Source organism: Pseudocoprococcus catus (assembly GCF_019734885.1).
Taxonomy (GTDB): domain Bacteria; phylum Bacillota; class Clostridia; order Lachnospirales; family Lachnospiraceae; genus Coprococcus_A; species Coprococcus_A catus.
Genome location: NZ_JAAXCM010000064.1, coordinates 69758 through 87184, shown reverse-complemented (window position 1 = coordinate 87184; position 17427 = coordinate 69758). Strand labels below are relative to the sequence as shown.

Annotated in this window: 15 protein-coding genes; all 15 read left to right on the top strand. The window is 45.8% G+C overall.

The window, feature by feature from the left end:
- Positions 1-3 precede the first annotated feature (3 nt).
- The 15 genes from HED67_RS16210 (at position 4) to HED67_RS16140 (ending at position 17356) form a co-directional block, all read left to right on the top strand.
- Positions 4-1491, top strand: a complete 1488-nt coding sequence (locus HED67_RS16210; protein WP_221718892.1) for a glutamate synthase subunit beta — start codon at positions 4-6, stop codon at positions 1489-1491.
- Positions 1492-1923: 432 nt separating this feature from the next.
- Entirely contained in the window at positions 1924-2472 is a 549-nt protein-coding gene (locus HED67_RS16205) for a GNAT family N-acetyltransferase (protein WP_221718891.1), read from the top strand.
- Positions 2473-2676: 204 nt separating this feature from the next.
- Positions 2677-4668, top strand: coding sequence for a sodium-translocating pyrophosphatase (locus tag HED67_RS16200; protein ID WP_246612272.1), 1992 nt, complete (start codon positions 2677-2679; stop codon positions 4666-4668).
- 205 nt (positions 4669-4873) lie between these two features.
- Complete coding sequence (locus HED67_RS16195; protein WP_221718890.1) at positions 4874-5395, top strand: nitroreductase; 522 nt, start codon at positions 4874-4876, stop codon at positions 5393-5395.
- A gap of 22 nt (positions 5396-5417) precedes the next feature.
- Positions 5418-6650 carry a peptidase T gene (gene pepT, locus HED67_RS16190; protein WP_221718889.1) on the top strand — a complete coding sequence of 411 codons (1233 nt, stop codon included), beginning with the start codon at positions 5418-5420 and terminating at the stop codon, positions 6648-6650.
- Positions 6651-6675: 25 nt separating this feature from the next.
- The gene (locus tag HED67_RS16185; protein WP_015515332.1) at positions 6676-6894 is read left to right on the top strand and encodes a hypothetical protein; all 219 of its coding nucleotides are present in this window, start codon (positions 6676-6678) and stop codon (positions 6892-6894) included.
- 202 nt (positions 6895-7096) lie between these two features.
- Positions 7097-7297, top strand: a complete 201-nt coding sequence (locus HED67_RS16180; protein ID WP_015515333.1) for a cold-shock protein — start codon at positions 7097-7099, stop codon at positions 7295-7297.
- 284 nt (positions 7298-7581) lie between these two features.
- On the top strand, positions 7582-9078 hold the full coding sequence (locus HED67_RS16175; RefSeq protein ID WP_221718888.1) for a HEAT repeat domain-containing protein: 1497 nt from the start codon (positions 7582-7584) through the stop codon (positions 9076-9078).
- Between the two features lie 4 nt (positions 9079-9082).
- Positions 9083-9877 (top strand): MerR family transcriptional regulator, encoded by a 795-nt coding sequence (locus tag HED67_RS16170; protein WP_221718887.1) that lies wholly within the window; start codon positions 9083-9085, stop codon positions 9875-9877.
- A 62-nt stretch (positions 9878-9939) separates the two neighbouring features.
- The gene (gene hemA / locus HED67_RS16165; RefSeq protein ID WP_221718886.1) at positions 9940-11184 is read left to right on the top strand and encodes a glutamyl-tRNA reductase; all 1245 of its coding nucleotides are present in this window, start codon (positions 9940-9942) and stop codon (positions 11182-11184) included.
- Positions 11177-11842 carry a precorrin-2 dehydrogenase/sirohydrochlorin ferrochelatase family protein gene (locus HED67_RS16160; protein ID WP_221718885.1) on the top strand — a complete coding sequence of 222 codons (666 nt, stop codon included), beginning with the start codon at positions 11177-11179 and terminating at the stop codon, positions 11840-11842. Before hemA ends, HED67_RS16160 begins: the two co-directional genes overlap by 8 nt.
- Positions 11775-14207: a uroporphyrinogen-III C-methyltransferase gene (gene cobA, locus HED67_RS16155; protein WP_221718884.1), complete on the top strand. Its 2433-nt coding sequence runs from the start codon at positions 11775-11777 to the stop codon at positions 14205-14207. Before HED67_RS16160 ends, cobA begins: the two co-directional genes overlap by 68 nt.
- Before the next feature lie 72 nt (positions 14208-14279).
- Positions 14280-15266: a porphobilinogen synthase gene (hemB, locus tag HED67_RS16150; RefSeq protein ID WP_221718883.1), complete on the top strand. Its 987-nt coding sequence runs from the start codon at positions 14280-14282 to the stop codon at positions 15264-15266.
- The gene (hemL, locus tag HED67_RS16145; protein ID WP_215633269.1) at positions 15266-16552 is read left to right on the top strand and encodes a glutamate-1-semialdehyde 2,1-aminomutase; all 1287 of its coding nucleotides are present in this window, start codon (positions 15266-15268) and stop codon (positions 16550-16552) included. The genes hemB and hemL overlap by 1 nt, the downstream gene beginning before the upstream one ends.
- 78 nt (positions 16553-16630) lie before the next feature.
- The gene (locus tag HED67_RS16140; RefSeq protein WP_221718882.1) at positions 16631-17356 is read left to right on the top strand and encodes a lysophospholipid acyltransferase family protein; all 726 of its coding nucleotides are present in this window, start codon (positions 16631-16633) and stop codon (positions 17354-17356) included.
- Positions 17357-17427: the final 71 nt, after the last annotated feature.

Genomic DNA, 17427 nt, shown 5'->3' with positions numbered 1-17427 from the left:
ACAATGGGAAAACCAACCGGATTTTTAGAATATGAGAGAGAAACAGGGTGTGTCATTTCACCTGAGGAACGTATTCAGAATTTTAACGAATTCCATATCCCTCTGAGCAGTGAAATGCAGCAGAAGCAGGGCGCAAGGTGTATGGACTGCGGTGTACCGTTTTGTCAGTCAGGTATGATGATCGGCGGTATGGTATCTGGCTGTCCGCTGAATAACCTTGTACCGGAATGGAATGATCTGATTTATAACGGCAACTGGGAACAGGCATGGCGCCGTTTGATGAAGACAAACAGCTTTCCTGAATTCACATCACGTGTCTGCCCGGCTTTGTGCGAGGCAGCGTGTACTTGCAATTTAAACGGAGCCCCGGTTTCTGTTAAGGAAAATGAACACGGTATTATTGAATACGGTTATGAACATGGTTTGATGAAAGCAGATCCGCCGAAGGTAAGAACCGGCAAGCGAATCGCAGTTGTGGGTTCCGGCCCTTCCGGACTGGCAGCCGCAGATCAGCTGAACAAACGTGGCCATCAGGTGACAGTTTTCGAGAGAAGTGACCGTATAGGCGGTCTTCTGATGTACGGTATTCCGAATATGAAACTGGACAAAGCGGTCATCGAACGCCGTATTGACATTATGAAAGAAGAAGGCATCGAATTCGTAACAGGTGCGGATATCGGCAATAATTATAAGGCTTCCAGACTGCTCAAAGAGTATGACAGCGTGATCCTGGCCTGTGGTGCATCGAATCCGAGAGATATCAATGTGCCGGGTCGTGAAGCAAAAGGTATCTATTTTGCCGTTGATTTCCTGAAGAAGACAACAAAGAGTCTTTTGGATTCAAATTTTGAGGACGGCAATTTCATTTCCGCCAAAGGCAAAAATGTGCTTGTTATCGGCGGCGGTGATACAGGCAATGACTGTGTGGGCACATCTATCCGTCTGGGGGCTCAGAATGTCATTCAGCTGGAAATGATGCCGAAGGCACCGGATCAGCGTGCAGAGAGCAATCCATGGCCGGAATGGCCGAAAATCTGCAAGACAGATTACGGCCAGGAGGAAGCCATTGCATTATATGGTCACGATCCTCGAATTTATGAGACAACGGTGAAATCCTTTATCGCCAATGATAATGGTGAAGTCTGTGCTGCAGAATTAGTGAAACTGTCATGGCAGAAAGACCCTGAGTCAGGACGTATGGTGATGCATGAAATCGAAGGCAGCAATGAGATTATTCCAGTGGATCTGGTGCTTATTGCAGCAGGTTTTCTTGGCAGCCAGAGTTATGTCACAGATGCTTTTGGTGTAGAGGTGGACGGCAGAACCAATGTCAAAACAGAACCGGGACATTATCATACAAGCGAAGAGAAGGTCTATGTGGCCGGAGATATGCATAGAGGGCAGTCACTGGTCGTATGGGCGATCAGAGAAGGCAGAGAAGCTGCAAAATGCGTGGACATTAATCTGATGGGGTATACGAACCTTGATTAGGCGATACGCAGATTGACGGTGGTTGACGGCGGTTAACGGCGTGCAGTTGAAGATTATAATACGAAATGAAGAATGAGCCTATTCAACACAGGTACACTCGTGTTGCCCGAAACTGGCAGCGGTACATAAGATGCTAAAGGACAGCATCTAAGTACCGGCCGTTTCGGAAGCACCTGTGTTTGAATAGGTTCATTCTTCATTTCTTTTTTAGATTTTGACTGCACGCCTGTTTAATTGGTCAGCGAAAGGTTTTGAGCATCGATTAAAATCAAATGGTTCATATGATTTATTTTGAAGTATAAGGCTGTTTTTATTTAATGATGGCATATTTTTATATACGTGGACAGAGATGGCTTTTGGATAAGGGGTATGGTAGAATAGTTGATAGTACAGGTATTTTGAGGAAGTTGGAGAGAAGATAGGAGTATAGGCATGACTTTTGAAAAAACAGTTACATTAAAGGATGGCAGAAACTGCCTTTTGAGGAATGGCGTTACCAGTGATGGGAAGGCAGTTCTGGATGTTTTTAATCGGACTCATGAGGAGACGGATTATCTGCTGACTTATTCGGATGAGAATCGTTTTACGGCTTCTCAGGAAGCAGATTTTCTGCAGAGGAAAACGGATAGTACGAATACCGTTGAGATTATTGCGGTTGTGGATGGTGTTGTTGCCGGGACTGCAGGGATTGATACTTTGGGAATGATGGATAAAATCAAGCATCGTGCGGTTTTTGGCATTGCCATTACAAAGAAATTCTGGGGACTGGGTATCGGAAAGTTTCTGATGGAGGCCTGCATTGAGTGTGCCAGAGAAGCCGGGTATCTTCAGCTGGAACTGGAAGTTGTTGCTGGGAATGAGAGAGCAGTCGAAATGTATAAGAGAGCAGGTTTCATTGAATATGGAAGAAATCCGAAGGCTTTTCGTCTGAGAACAGGGGAATATCAGGAATTGATTGACATGCGTCTGGAATTAAAATAAAATGAATCTTGATATTTCCATGTTAAAAAAGCAACGATATTTGCAAATTTTTAATACTTTTTTATAATAATTTAATGGTAACGGTTGACTTTCCTAAAAAAATCGGATAATATTTAAGGCATGACTAGTATGCAGATTGTATGATTACATCTGCATAATTTATGCTCAAAATTAAACGTTTAAGAAAGAGAAAGGAGTTTAATTATGAATCTCATGTATGTCGCAGTTATCTGCGCACTCATCGGTCTGGTATTCGCCTTTGTTTTGACAAAGAGAGTTAATTCTGTAGATGCCGGTACAGACCGTATGAAAGAAATCGCTTCTGCTATCGCAGAAGGTGCAAGAGCATTCCTTTTTGCTGAATACAGAATTCTTGCAATCTTTATCGTAGTGCTCTTCGTTGTTCTTTGCTTCTTAAGAAATCCACTTACAGCAGTTTGCTTCCTTTGCGGTGCTGTTCTTTCTATCATCGCCGGTTATTGTGGTATGACAGTAGCTACTAAGGCGAATGTCAGAACAGCCAATGCAGCAAGAACAAGTGGTATGAACAAAGCACTTAATGTTGCATTCTCCGGTGGTGCCGTTATGGGTATGTGTGTTGCAGGCCTTGGTCTTCTTGGTGTAGCTGGTCTGTATGTAATCACAGGTGATGCAGATGTTCTTTTCGGTTTCTCCCTTGGTGCATCTTCTATCGCTCTTTTTGCCCGTGTTGGTGGTGGTATTTATACAAAAGCTGCTGACGTTGGTGCTGACCTTGTAGGTAAGGTAGAAGCTGGTATCCCTGAGGATGACCCTCGTAATCCTGCTACAATCGCCGATAACGTAGGTGATAACGTAGGTGACGTTGCCGGTATGGGTGCTGACCTTTTCGAGTCTTATGCAGGTTCTCTTATTTCTGCTATCACTCTTGGCCTTGCAGGTTCTTTCGGTGCAATCACACTGGATACAGCGAAAGCTGCAATCTTCCCTGCAATCTTATCTGCTCTGGGTATCATTGCTTCTGTTATCGGTACATTCATGGTACAGGGTAAAGAAGGCGGTAACCCACAGAAAGCCCTTAACAGAGGTGAATATACAGCTGATGCCATCGTTGTTATCGGTGCCATTGCATTGTCTGTATATTATCTTGGTTCTATCATGCCTGCTGTTGCTATTATCGCCGGTCTGATCGTTGGTCTGATCATCGGTATTATCACAGAGGTTTATACATCCGGTGATTATGGCTCAGTTAAGAAGATTGCTGAACAGTCTGAAACTGGTGCTGCTACAACAATTATTTCCGGTCTTGCTGTAGGTATGCAGTCCACAGCTATTCCGCTTGTACTGATCTGTGTAGGTATCTTTGTTGCTTACAAGTGCTGCGGCCTTTACGGTATCGCACTTGCAGCTGTAGGTATGCTTTCTACAACAGGTATCACAGTTGCTGTTGACGCTTATGGTCCTATCGCTGATAATGCCGGTGGTATCGCAGAAATGTCTTACCTCGATGAGTCCGTTCGTGAAATCACAGACTCCCTTGATGCTGTAGGTAACACAACAGCTGCTATGGGTAAAGGTTTCGCTATCGGTTCTGCTGCACTGACAGCTATGGCACTTTTCATGTCCTACGCTCAGCAGGTTAACCTTTCAGCAATCAACATTCTTTCTTATACAACAATTATCGGTCTTCTGATCGGTGGTATGCTGCCATTCCTTTTCTCAGCTTTCACAATGGAATCTGTATCTAAGGCTGCATATTCTATGATCGAGGAAGTTCGTAGACAGTTCAGAGAAATTCCTGGTATCATGGAAGGTAAGAGCAAACCTGATTATACAAAGTGTGTAGATATTTCTACAAAGGCTGCCCTTCGTGAAATGATTATTCCTGGCGTTATGGCAGTTGTTGCTCCAATCATCATTGGTTTCCTTCTTGGTACAGAAGCTGTAGGCGGTATGCTTGCAGGTTCCCTTGTAACAGGTGTTATGATGGCAATCTTCATGTCAAACGCAGGTGGTGCTTGGGATAATGCTAAGAAATACATTGAGAACGGCAATCACGGCGGCAAGGGTTCTGAAGCTCATAAAGCTGCAGTTGTTGGTGATACAGTCGGTGACCCATTCAAGGATACATCAGGCCCTGCTATCAACATCCTGATCAAACTGATGACAATCGTTGCATTAGTATTCTCTTCAGTATTTATCGGTATTCTTAACTAATTATGAATCATCACTACATAGAATCTATGTAGACAACATAAAAGCGGTATCGTTTATTTGAACGGTATCGCTTTTTTTTGTTTTTTGGTGTATACTTAATAACAGCGGCCCGGAGATTTGGATGAACACTATGTCTGCGGAGCAGACCCGGGTTTCATACGAAAATGCGCGGGTAAATCTTGAATTATCATGGAGGTTCTATCAAATGAGCGAAGTTATCAATAATATGAAGACAAGAAGAAGTATCAGAAAATATAAACCGGATATGATTCCGGAGGATGTGCTCAATCGGATTATCGAAGCGGGCACCTATGTAGCAACGGGTATGGGCAAGCAGTCACCCATCATTATTGCGGTGACGAATAAAGAAATCCGTGACAAGTTTTCGAAGATGAATGCCGAGATCATGGGTGTGGATTCTGATCCATTTTATGGTGCACCGGTTGTGCTGATTGTTCTGGCAGATAAAGCAAGGCCAACCTATGTTTATGACGGCAGTCTGGTGATGGGCAACCTCATGCTTGCTGCTCACGCAGAAGGTATCGGCAGCTGCTGGATCCACAGAGCCAAAGAAGAATTTGAATCCGCAGAAGGCAAGGCATTCCTGAAATCCCTTGGCATCGAAGGTGACTATGAAGGTATCGGCCACTGTGTCCTCGGCTATGTAGACGGCGAAGAACCAAAAGCCATGCCTAGAAAAGAGAATTACGTTTACTGCGTCAAATAAAAAGGAAGCGGGGAAATAGAGAATGAGAGCTTATGAACGTTTATTAAATTATGTCGTTGTCCACACAGCCAGTGATGAATTCAGTGAGACAACACCGACCACACAGCGTCAGTTTGATCTGGCGAACATGCTGGTTCCTGAAATGAAGGCACTTGGCATTGAAGATGCACGTGTCAGTGATTTATGCTGTGTGTACGGCACATTGCCGGCCACACCGGGATGCGAAGATGCAGCTGCCATCGGTCTGATCGCCCATCTGGATACAGTGCCGGATTTCTGTGGTGAGCATGTGAAACCGAGAATTATTGAGAATTATGACGGTGGGGACATCGTGCTGGGAGACAGTGGAAGAACACTGAGCCCGGCACAGTTTCCACATCTGCCGTCTTTAAAGGGCAGAACTCTGATTGTAACAGATGGTACAACAGTGCTTGGTGCGGATGACAAAGCCGGTATTGCGGAAATCATGACAGTTGTTGAACATCTGATCAAAGAAAACATTCCGCACGGCAAGATCTGTATTGCTTTTACACCGGATGAAGAAGTGGGAAGCGGTGCCTCAGCCCTTGATCTGGAGACATTTGGTGCGGATTATGCCTATACCATAGACGGCGGCGAAGAAGGAGAGATCACCTATGAGAATTTCAATGCCTGTGCAGCTAAATTTGTGATCAACGGTTTCAATGTCCATCCGGGAAGTGCCAAAGATACGATGGTCAATGCATTGAACGTGGCATGGGAGCTGCATCAGATGCTGCCGGCAGCGGACAGACCGGAACATACGGAAGGCTATGAAGGCTTCTATCATCTGACAGATATGAGCGGTAATGTAGAAAAGGCCGAGATGCAGTATATTGTCAGAGATCATGATCTGGCGGTCTTTGAACTGCGCAAAAAAGAACTGCAGCATATCCAGGCTATCTTAAATGGCCGTTATGGTGAGGGAACTGTGGAACTGACCATTACAGAGCAGTACCGCAATATGTCCGAGAAGATTATGCCGCATTTCCATCTGATCGAGAATGCGAAAGCAGCTGCTGAGGAAATTGGCCTGAAACCGCTGATCGTGCCTGTCAGAGGCGGTACAGACGGTGCACAGCTCAGTTTCAGGGGACTGCCTTGTCCGGATATCGGTACAGGTGGTTATGCTTATCATGGTCCTTATGAGCATATCACAGCAGAGGGCATGGATCTGTCTGTTGATCTGATCCTCGGCGTTTTGAAGCGCTACGCATCTTTTAAGGCTGGTGAATAAGTTGAAACAGGAAGTTTCATTTCGAATGGAAAGACCGGATCTTCTGAAGGCTGGTGATGAAGTGGAGATGAGCGAATCCAAGCTGAACACTCTGGCAGGCACCATGTATTATTATACAATTGAACCGGCACTGGCCATGAGCGACAATATTCCGGCACTTCGGAGATTGACAAGCCTGCATGCCACAGTCAAGGAAGTCAAGTATGAAAACAGTGTCTATACGGTGGTTGCATATTGTGAGTAGACCGACCGGAATGCTGTTTTGGGAATGTGTCGGACCATTGAAGAAAATGGCGAAAAAAGGGCATTTCTGCGATATTTTTAAGCCTTTTGGTATTCAAGAATATAGGAATTCCTTTGACTTTTGAAGTTAAGTATGGTATGCTGAACATGCTGCAAGAATAACCTGCAGTAAGACCCATTTTTAATTTTTGGAGGACTTTGGAATGAACAAAGGTACAGTAAAGTGGTTCAACAATCAGAAGGGATTCGGTTTTATTTCCGATGAGCAGGGCAATGATGTATTCGTACATTATTCAGGCATCCAGTCCAATGGCTTTAAGTCACTGGAAGAAGGTCAGGAAGTAGAATTCGAAGTCATCGAAGGCCAGAAGGGACCACAGGCAGTGAATGTCGTTAAGTTATAATCCTTCATGCAGTGTGCCTTTTCTAAGATATATTATATTGATTACGAAGTTTGTATTTTTTATTTTAAATGTTAGAATAAGCAGTTGTTTAGAGCGATTATCAGAGAGGGCTATCCGGTTGGATAGCCCTTTTTGCAATGATGCACAGGCAGATTCGCTGAGATGGGCGAAAACCTTTGTGCAGCGCAGGGGTGCATCCATTCTGTATTGACTTTTTTTGAAACTCCATATATGATGATAAGAGGAATTTAAGCGATATTTTAAGATGAAAAAGAGAGGATTAAATGTTTAGAAATTATCTTGATAAAATAGAACGTGATGAGGATGTGCGTAAGAATCTGATCGAGCTGCGCAAACTTTTAAAAACAGAACCTGGCAGTGCAGCCTGGCAGCGTGATCGCCAGAGATGCCTGTCTCTGATGCTGAAGCTTTTGAAGCATGAAGATGCCAAAGTCAGGAAGAATGCGGCATTGATTCTTGGCGAGATGGGATGTCAGGATGCATTGGATGCCCTGTTTTATGCTTATGAATGCGAGGAGAAGCTTTTTGTAAAGAGTGCTTATCTGACAGCCATGAGTCAGTTGGATTACAGGACGTATTTAAACGCTTTCAGGGAGCGGATGGAAGAACTGATGCAGATGGAGATGACGCCAGAGAATCAGAAGCATCTGAATGAGGAATTGAAGCTTTTAAGGGATATGCTGTTGATTGTGGAGAAGCCGGTGAAGCATACATTTACAGGCTATTCGGTGCCTTCAGAGATGATTTTGCTGACCAGTCCCGGGATGGAGCAGCTGACCATTGATGTGATGCCGAGAAATGTGAGAGATGCGGCCAAGGCAATGAGAGGCGGTGTGCGCATTCTGGCAGAACGTCCGGGAGAACTTTTCGGTATCCGTACAGTGAAGGGCTTTATGTTCCGCTTCTGTGCCAATCCGTTGAAGGCAACAGACTATCAGGCTGTTGCAGCAGCCATTTACAGTGCCGGACTGACGGACTATCTGAAGAAGCGCCATGAAGGTGACGGACCCTTTTATTTCAGAATTGATTTGCGGACGAAGCTGGTTTTGAATGAAAAGAGTCAGTATGTGAAGCGTCTGGGGGCAGAACTGGAACGTTTGTCCGGACATCATCTGCAGAATTCCGCGTCCAATTATGAATGTGAACTGCGGATCACAGAGAATAAGCAGGGACAGTACAGTGTTTATTTGATTTTACATACGATAGCAGACAGTAGGTTCAGCTATCGCCGCAATGCTATTGCCACATCGATGCACCCGGTGAAAGCAGCGGAAGTTGTTTCAATTGCCTCTGAATATCTGGCGGATGATGCGGATGTGTTGGACCCATTCTGTGGTACAGCGACACTTCTGATTGAACGTTATCGCAGAAAGAAAGCTGCCCATCTTTATGGTGTGGATATTTTTGGTGAAGCCATAGAAGGTGCCAGAGAGAATGCAGGAAAGGCCAATGTGCCGAGCTATTTTATCAATAAAGACTTTGTGGAATTTTCCCACAGCTATACCTTTGATGAAGTCATTACAGAACTGCCGGCGGGAAGTGACAAGATGACACCGGATGTGCTGATGACTTTATATAAGAACTTTGTCCGGAAGCTGAACCAGTGGATGACTCCGGGAGGCTATGTGATTGTTGTGACAACAGAGAAGGAATATCTCTTATCTCTGGCTGCAAGGTCCGGCTATCTGAAAGCAGAGAAAGAGTGGGCATTGTCCGGCAAGAAAGAACAGTATGTGGTTGTTTTAAGATACAGAGGTTAATGGGATGGACAGGCTGTATTCAATCGGTGATGTGCATGAGATGACGGGGATTTCGGTATCGGCCCTGCGTTATTATGCTGATATGAAGATTGTCTGTCCGGCAAAAATCGACAGACAGACCGGATACCGCTATTATGATTTTGATGATATTCAGCGCCTGAAAACAGTGGGATATCTGAAGAAAGCCGGATTTTCCCTGGCGGAAATTACAGCGGTGATGGAGGCAGCTTCGGAGGAAGAACGGCGGAGTCTGATGTCGGAGCGGATGGAACAGACCAAAAAGCAGATGAATCGTCTGAAAGAACGTATGTCCATGATGGAGTGGCTGACAAGTCAGAATCCGGTGCCGGAAGAAGGGCAGGAGGGCTACAGAATTCATCAGAAACAGATGGATTCGCGAAGAGTTTGGATGACGGAAACGCCAAAGGCCTGCCGGGTGGAGGATTTTTACCGTCAGACAGGTGAATTGATGGCTGAAGAAATGACGGATTTTGGAAAAATGCGAGGATATCTGTTGGATGAGTGTGATTTTATGAAGCACAGACAGCTGTCCATAGAAGGTAGTTTTATTGCGCATGAGGAATCACAGCCAACAGGAGACAATAGTCTGTCAATTCTGCCGAAGGGGAATTACATCTGCATGACCACGGCTATTTTCAGGGATGATAAGTGGATTCGCGCCCTTTCGAGATATTTTATGGAAAAAGACATGCCTCCCCGGATCATCCTGGCTGTTTTAAAGCACAAAGATTTTTATAACTGGAGGCATTCTCTGTACGAAGTGCAGATACTGGTATAACAGGCGGTGTATCATTTCTAATTGCCGTATGCCGGGCAGCTTTGTTACAGAGAGATAAATCAATGAATATACAATTATTAGGCATTAGCCACAAAACAGCGCCTGTACAGATACGGGCTCTGTTTGCGTTTACAGATGAAAATAAAAAAGAACTGATGATGCGCATCTGCACTCAGGAGGGAATTCGGGAATGTGTACTGCTCTCAACTTGCAATCGGACAGAGTTGTATACCGTTAGCGAAGAAAAAATTTCTGTGCGCAGCGTAATGACTGCAATGCAGCGGATCCTGCTAGATATGGCGGGAATCGGAGATGCCAGCCAGGTGTCGGAGCATTTGCGGTTTTATCAGGGAACACAGGCAGTACGGCATTTATTTTATGTGGCAGCAGGCCTGGATTCCATGGTTTTGGGTGAGGATCAGATTCTGGGGCAGGTCAAAGAGGCTCATAAGGCAGCCATGGAGGAAGGTTTCAGCGGCACTTGGAGCAACAGTCTTTTCAGGATGGCAGTGACGGCGGCCAAGAGAGTCAAAACCGAAACGAATCTATCGGGAATTTCAGTCTCAACAGCTACGCTGGCGGTGAAAGCGGCGGAGATGTATTTCGGCAGTCTGAAGGATAAGAAGATTCTTATTATTGGTGCTACAGGCAAAATCGGTCAGATTATGATGAAAAATATCGCTGCGGATCATCAGGTGCAGTTATATGCTGCTTCCAGACAGATGAAATCGGGAGAGCGGGCTGTTGCGGGAACGGATACGTTGTCTGATGGTCATGGTACAAGGCATCAGCAGACACAAAGTTATACACAGATAGCCTATACAGACCGGTATCACCTGGCCAATGAGATGGATGTGGTTATCAGTGCCACAGCCAGTCCCCATTATACTTTGACAAAAGAAGCATGGCAGTCTAATATTACCAGGAAGCGCAGAAGAATCCTCATTGATATGGCAGTGCCTATGGATATTGAGGAAGGTCTTGGGGATGCGGATAACTATGTCTGTCATCTGGATGAGCTGACAACGCTGTCTGAGAAGAATCAGCATCTGCGGTTTGAAGCGGCCGACCAGGCCAGGGAAATGTTGGAGGAGGATATTGCTGATTTTAGGCGGTGGGCGCTGTTTCAGCAGAATCGGCCTTTGATGGCTGCATTTAGGGAACACTTGCTGGAAGATATGTTGTCAGATCCGGAAAAGGGACTTAACAAATTCCTTTACCGGGCCAGAGAAGCGGCGGAGCCGGAACAGCTGGAAATGTTTTTCGAGGTTTTGAGACGGTCTGAGGAGGAACGGGGAAATGGCTGATTTTCCGTTGTTTATTAACATGGAGGGGCGAAATGTTATCGTTATCGGCGGCGGTTCGGTAGCCCTTCGGAAAATCCGTATTTTGATAGAATATGGTGCAGATATACGGATGATTTCATCAAAGATCACGGATGAGTTAAAACTTCTGGCAGATAAGAAATATATAGTCTGGACAAATGAAAATCTGACAGAACACAATCTGGACTATCTGGCCGAAGCATTTCTGGTAATCTGTGCCTCTGATGATAAGGCATTGAATAAGATGGCAGTGGATTATTGCCAGATGAGGCATATACTGGTGGATTGTGCCAATCCGGGGGAGGTCTCGGACTGTGTGTTTCCATCGGTGGTCAGACGGGGCAATGTGGTCATTGGTATCAGTACATCCGGCGGTGTGCCTGCACTGACCAGATATTTGCGGGGGAAAATCGAAGCATTGATACCGGAATGGTACGGTGAACTGGAAATAGAGCTTCGCCAGAAGCGCAGAGAGTTGAAAATGTCCGGGCTCGGTCAGTCAGACAGAAAAAAATATCTGAGACAGTGGATTGCAAAAGAAGAGAAAATCAGAGAGGAGGGCAAGGGCCAATATGAAAATCGGAACGAGGAAGAGCCGTCTGGCCATGGTGCAGACGGAAATGGCGGCGGAGGCCATTAAGAAGGTTTTTCCATCCATAGAGATAGAGATTGCCGGATTTGAGACAAAGGGTGATCTGCATCTGGATAAATCCCTGTCAGCTTTCGGCAGCAAAGGGGCTTTTACAAAGGAGCTTGAAGGGGCTATGATGGATGGCCGGATCGATCTGGCCGTTCATAGTGCCAAGGATCTTCCTGTTGAATTGCCGGAAGGACTGACAGTGGGAGCTGTGCTTAAAAGAGGTGACAGCCGGGATGTATGGGTGAGTCTTCGGCGGGAATTTTCTATCATAGAAGAATGCAAAGAAAAGACAGTTGTAGGAACAGGCAGTTTAAGACGTGCTCTTCAGATTCAGCAGATATGTCCCGGTGTTGATATCAGAGATATCAGAGGCAATGTGCCAACACGGCTGAAAAAACTGTCAGATGGCATGTATGACGGTATTATTCTGGCAGCGGCGGGATTAAAACGTTTAGGATATCTTTCAGAGGATTGTGAAACAGAAGGCAGTTTCGAAGCGGAAGAACAGACATTTTTTTATGAAATCCTGTCTAAGGAGCAATTTCTTCCGGCAGCAGGTCAGGGAATCATTGCACTTGAAACAAGACAGAAGGACTGTGAGGACTGCATGCAGGCCATTCATGATGAGGATACCTGGCAGATGTTTCTGACAGAGCGCAGCTTTCTGAGAGCCATTGGCGGCGGCTGCAATGAGGCAGCGGCGGTGGATGTCAGGATGGATGGACAGAAGGTATCTGTGCGGGCCAGATATGCAGGGGATGGCCTCCATATGAAAGAAAAGACGGTGACAGGTACACGATGCGGTAATATAGAAGAAGACCGCAAACTGGCAGTTTCACTGGGAGAACAGATAGCGGCAAGGCTTCAGAACGGCAAAGTTTATCTGATCGGTGCAGGACCGGGAGATATAGGCCTGATAACAATGAAAGGCATGGAAGCCCTGAAAGAAGCCGATGTGATTGTCTATGACCATCTGGCATCCCCATCTCTTCTAAATACAACCAAAGATGAGGCTGAATGGATAGATGCGAGCAAGTTTGCAGGGCATCACCGGATGAAACAGGCAGAAATCGAAGAACTGCTGATTGAAAAAGCCATGGAAGGTCAGACTGTTGCCAGACTAAAGGGCGGGGATCCTTTTATATTCGGCCGGGGCGGTGAAGAAGCACTGGCGTTGACAGCGGCGGGAATTGAATATGAAGTGATACCTGGGGTGTCATCGGCCTACAGTGCACCGGCTTATGCGGGCATCCCCATCACCCACCGGGGAAAAGCATCGTCTTTTCATGTGATCACCGGTCATGAGGATCCGACAAAAGAAAATAGTTCGCTGGATTATGAGATTTTGGCCAGAGAGGAAGGCACTCTTGTTTTTCTTATGGGGCTTTCCAGACTGCACCAGATTAGTGAGCGGTTGATAGCCAATGGCAAAGATGCCCATACCCCGGCGGCGGTGATTGCATCGGGAACAACAGCCAGACAGCGCTGTGTAACGGGGGAACTCGGCAGAATTGCTGCGATATCAGAAAAAGCGGACATTCAGCCTCCGGCGATCCTGGTTGTGGGGGATGTGGTCAGCCTGAAGAAAGAAATTGACTGGCAGCAGGCGGGGTCCCTTTCCGGGAAGAAAATTCTTGTGACGGCAACGGAAATTATTGCTGAACCATTGGCTGAGAAAATCAGGAAGCTTGGCGGTGAACCGGTGGTGATGAGCCTGATTTCTGTGAGAGCCGAGAAAATGTATGGACTCAAAGAAGTGTTGGTTCGTCCGGGAAAACGCTGGCTTGTATTTACCAGCAGAAACGGTGTACGATTCTTTTTTGAGCAGATGAAAAAGGAACGGATAGATATTAGAATCCTTGGCATCTGCAGGATTGCGGTGATGGGGGCAGGAACCCGCAGAGAACTGGAAAATTGGGGATGTTACGCAGATTTGTTGCCGGAGCAGTCCTGCAGTGAATCCTTGGCAAAAGCCTTGTGTGAGAATGTTCAGTATGATGAAGAAATTTGTCTGTTCAGAGCCGAAGAGGCCTCAGATGTACTGATAAAACGCCTGCGGGAAAAAGGATTTTTTGTGGTGGATACACCAATGTATCATACAGAAAAAATGTGGAAAAAAGCATCACTTTTAAAGGAAGTGCTGGAGGATATGGATGCAGTGACATTCTGCAGTGCTTCAGCCGTCAGGGCTTTTGCACAGATGACAGAAGGACAGCGTTTTGCGGCAAAGAATGTCTGCATCGGGCCGGTGACAGCAGAAGCGGCTGAAAAAGCAGATATTTCTATAGATAAAATTGCGGGACAGTATGATTTGGAGGGACTGACAGCGGCACTTTGTGATATACTGTGTAGGAACGAGTCTTGAATGTGAGAATTCAGCAAAATGTTCGGAGCTGCATCGGCACTGAACGATGACATAAAATGAGGTGAAGGAAAGATGAATTTAACCAGAAGACCAAGACGTTTAAGAAGAACAGCCCAGATCAGAGATATGGTTCATGAGGTAGATGTCAGATGTGATGATCTGATTTATCCGATTTTTGTGACGGAGGGTGAGAATGTCCAGTCACCTATTGAATCCATGCCGGGAATTTATCATTATTCCCTGGACAGACTGGCCATTCATATGAAAGAAGTGTGGGATAAAGGTGTGCGTGCCGTTATCTTTTTCGGTGTACCGGATCATAAGGATGCCTGCGGAAGCGGTGCTTACGACCCGGATGGGATTGTACAGCGTGCCTTGAGAATAACAAAGGAGCTTCATCCGGAGATGATCTGTATTGCGGATATCTGCCTTTGTGAATACACCGACCATGGCCACTGCGGCGTCATTAAAGACGGAGAAGTACTAAATGACGAGACACTGGAACTTTTGTCAAAGGCGGCAGTCAGCTGTGCAGCAGCAGGTGCAGATATTGTGGCTCCATCGGATATGATGGACGGCAGAATCGGGCATATGCGGCATGCATTGGATGAGGCAGGATATGAGCATACATTGATCATGGCTTACAGTGTCAAATATGCCTCTGCTTTTTATGGTCCCTTCAGGGAAGCCGCAGACTCTGCACCGGCTTTTGGCGACAGAAAGAGCTATCAGATGGATTTCAGAAACCGGAAGGAAGCCCTTGTGGAAACGGAACTGGATGTGGAGGAAGGTGCAGATATCCTCATGGTGAAGCCGGCTCTGGCTTATCTGGATATTGTCCATATGGTGAATGAGACCTTTGATCAGCCTTTGTGCACCTATAGTGTCAGCGGTGAATATGCCATGATGAAAGCTGCGGCTATGAATGGATGGATTGACGAGAAACGTGTGGTCATGGAAAGCATGATTGCTATGAAACGTGCCGGCGCGAAGATGATTATTACTTATTATGCGCCGCAGATTGCAGAGTGGCTGCGGGAAGATGAGGAACAGAGATAATGAACAGTCAGGAAATATTTTCAAAGGCATGCGAGTTGATGCCGGGGGGCGTCAACAGCCCTGTACGGGCCTACAGAGCGGTGGGAATGACACCGCCTTTTATCGAGAGAGCAGAAGAATCACACATCTTTGATGTAGACGGCAATAAATACGTAGATTATGTGGGATCATGGGGACCGATGATTCTGGGACATGCCAGAGAGGAAGTTGTCCGTGCAGTGATAACAGCGGCAGTTCGTGGAACCAGTTTTGGAGCACCTACCAATGGGGAAGTTGAACTGGCACAGATGATCCGGAATGCAGTTCCATCCATGGAAATGATGCGTATGGTCAATTCCGGCACAGAGGCAGTGATGAGCGCAATACGTGCAGCAAGAGGCTATACAGGCAGGGATTATATAGTGAAATTTGAAGGCTGCTACCACGGTCATTCGGATGGACTGCTGGTGAAAGCAGGTTCAGGCCTTCTGACAGAGAATGTGCCGGACAGTGCCGGCGTGCCGAAGGCTTTTACAGATACAACACTTATTGCCAGATACAATGATTTGGAAAGTGTACAGCGGTTATTTGACCAGTATGGTGAAAAGATTGCAGCATTGATCGTTGAGCCTGTAGCTGCCAATATGGGAGTTGTACCGCCGGAAGAAGGATTTCTGCAGGGACTGCGTGATATTACCAAACAGTATGGAACCGTTTTGATTTTTGATGAAGTGATTACAGGATTTCGTCTGGCCTTGGGGGGTGCACAGGACTATTACGGTGTTACACCGGATATGACCACCTTCGGCAAAATTGTCGGCGGCGGTATGCCAATGGCTGTTTACGGCGGGCGGAGAGAGATTATGGATTGTATTTCACCGACGGGACCGGTTTATCAGGCAGGAACTCTTTCAGGTAATCCTGTGGCTGTGGCTGCAGGAACTGCCATGCTGAAACTTCTGATGGGTGATACCGCCGTTTATGAGCGTCTGGAAGAAAAATCTGCCAGAATTGAGAATGCTTTCAGAACAGCTGTGGAAAAATATCATATAAAGGCTCAGGTGAACAGAGTCGGTTCACTGATGAGTATTTTCTTCACCGACAGACCGGTAAAGAGTTTTGATGATGTACAGACTTCTGATTTGGCACAGTTTGCAAAATATTTCAGAGTAATGAAAGCACACAGTATGTATATTGCGCCGTCTCAGTATGAAGCGTTTTTTGTCAATGATGCTCTTTCAGAGGCTGATCTTCAGATGACGGAAAGAGCCATTGATGCAGCATTGTCCAAATTATTTGATGCATGAAGATAATCAGAGAATGAGTCAGACACTGATAGGGTGTTTGACTCATTTGAAATATTCCAAAAGGAACAGGTAGAATTTATGAAAAGAATATTGTTGATGGTCATTAAACTACTGGGGCATGTTCCTGTCTGGTTCTGGCGTATCTGCTCTTTTGCGAAGGATACAGAAGAACAGCGGTATAGCATAGAGGAAAAATATAACTATATCCGGGAAATTGCCATCAAAGCCAATAAAGCGGGAAGAGTGACCATTGTCAGCAGCGGAGAAGAAAATCTGCCGGAAGAGGACGGTTATATTCTCTATCCGAATCATCAGGGAATGTTTGATGTGCTGGCTTTTCTGGAAACCATGAAACGGCCTTTTTCCCTGGTGTTTAAACAGGAAGTGAAGGATATTATTCTATTGAAGCAGATTAGAGAGGCACTTCACTATATTCCTATGGACAGAAGTGATCTGAAACAGTCAATGAAGGTGATTCTGGAAGCAGCCAAACGTGTGAAAGCAGGAGAAAACTTCCTGATTTTTGCTGAAGGGACAAGAAGCCGGAATGGCAATGAAATCCTTCCTTTTAAGGCGGGGGCTTTTAAAGCTGCCACAAAGGCGAAAGCGCCGATTGTACCGGTGGCGCTGCTTGACAGCTATGCACCATTTGATACAAATTCCACAGCACCGGCAGAGGTTCAGATTCATTATCTGAAGCCGATGTATTATGAAGAATATGTGGATATGAAGACAACAGAGATAGCACTGGAAGTAGAGAAGCGTATAAGAGAAGAAATTTATAAACATATGAAGGCAGAATAGTTGTTCAGAGCTGAACATCCGTAATATAAAATGATATTTGGCTCTGAATAAAAAAACAGTGCAGCTTTTAG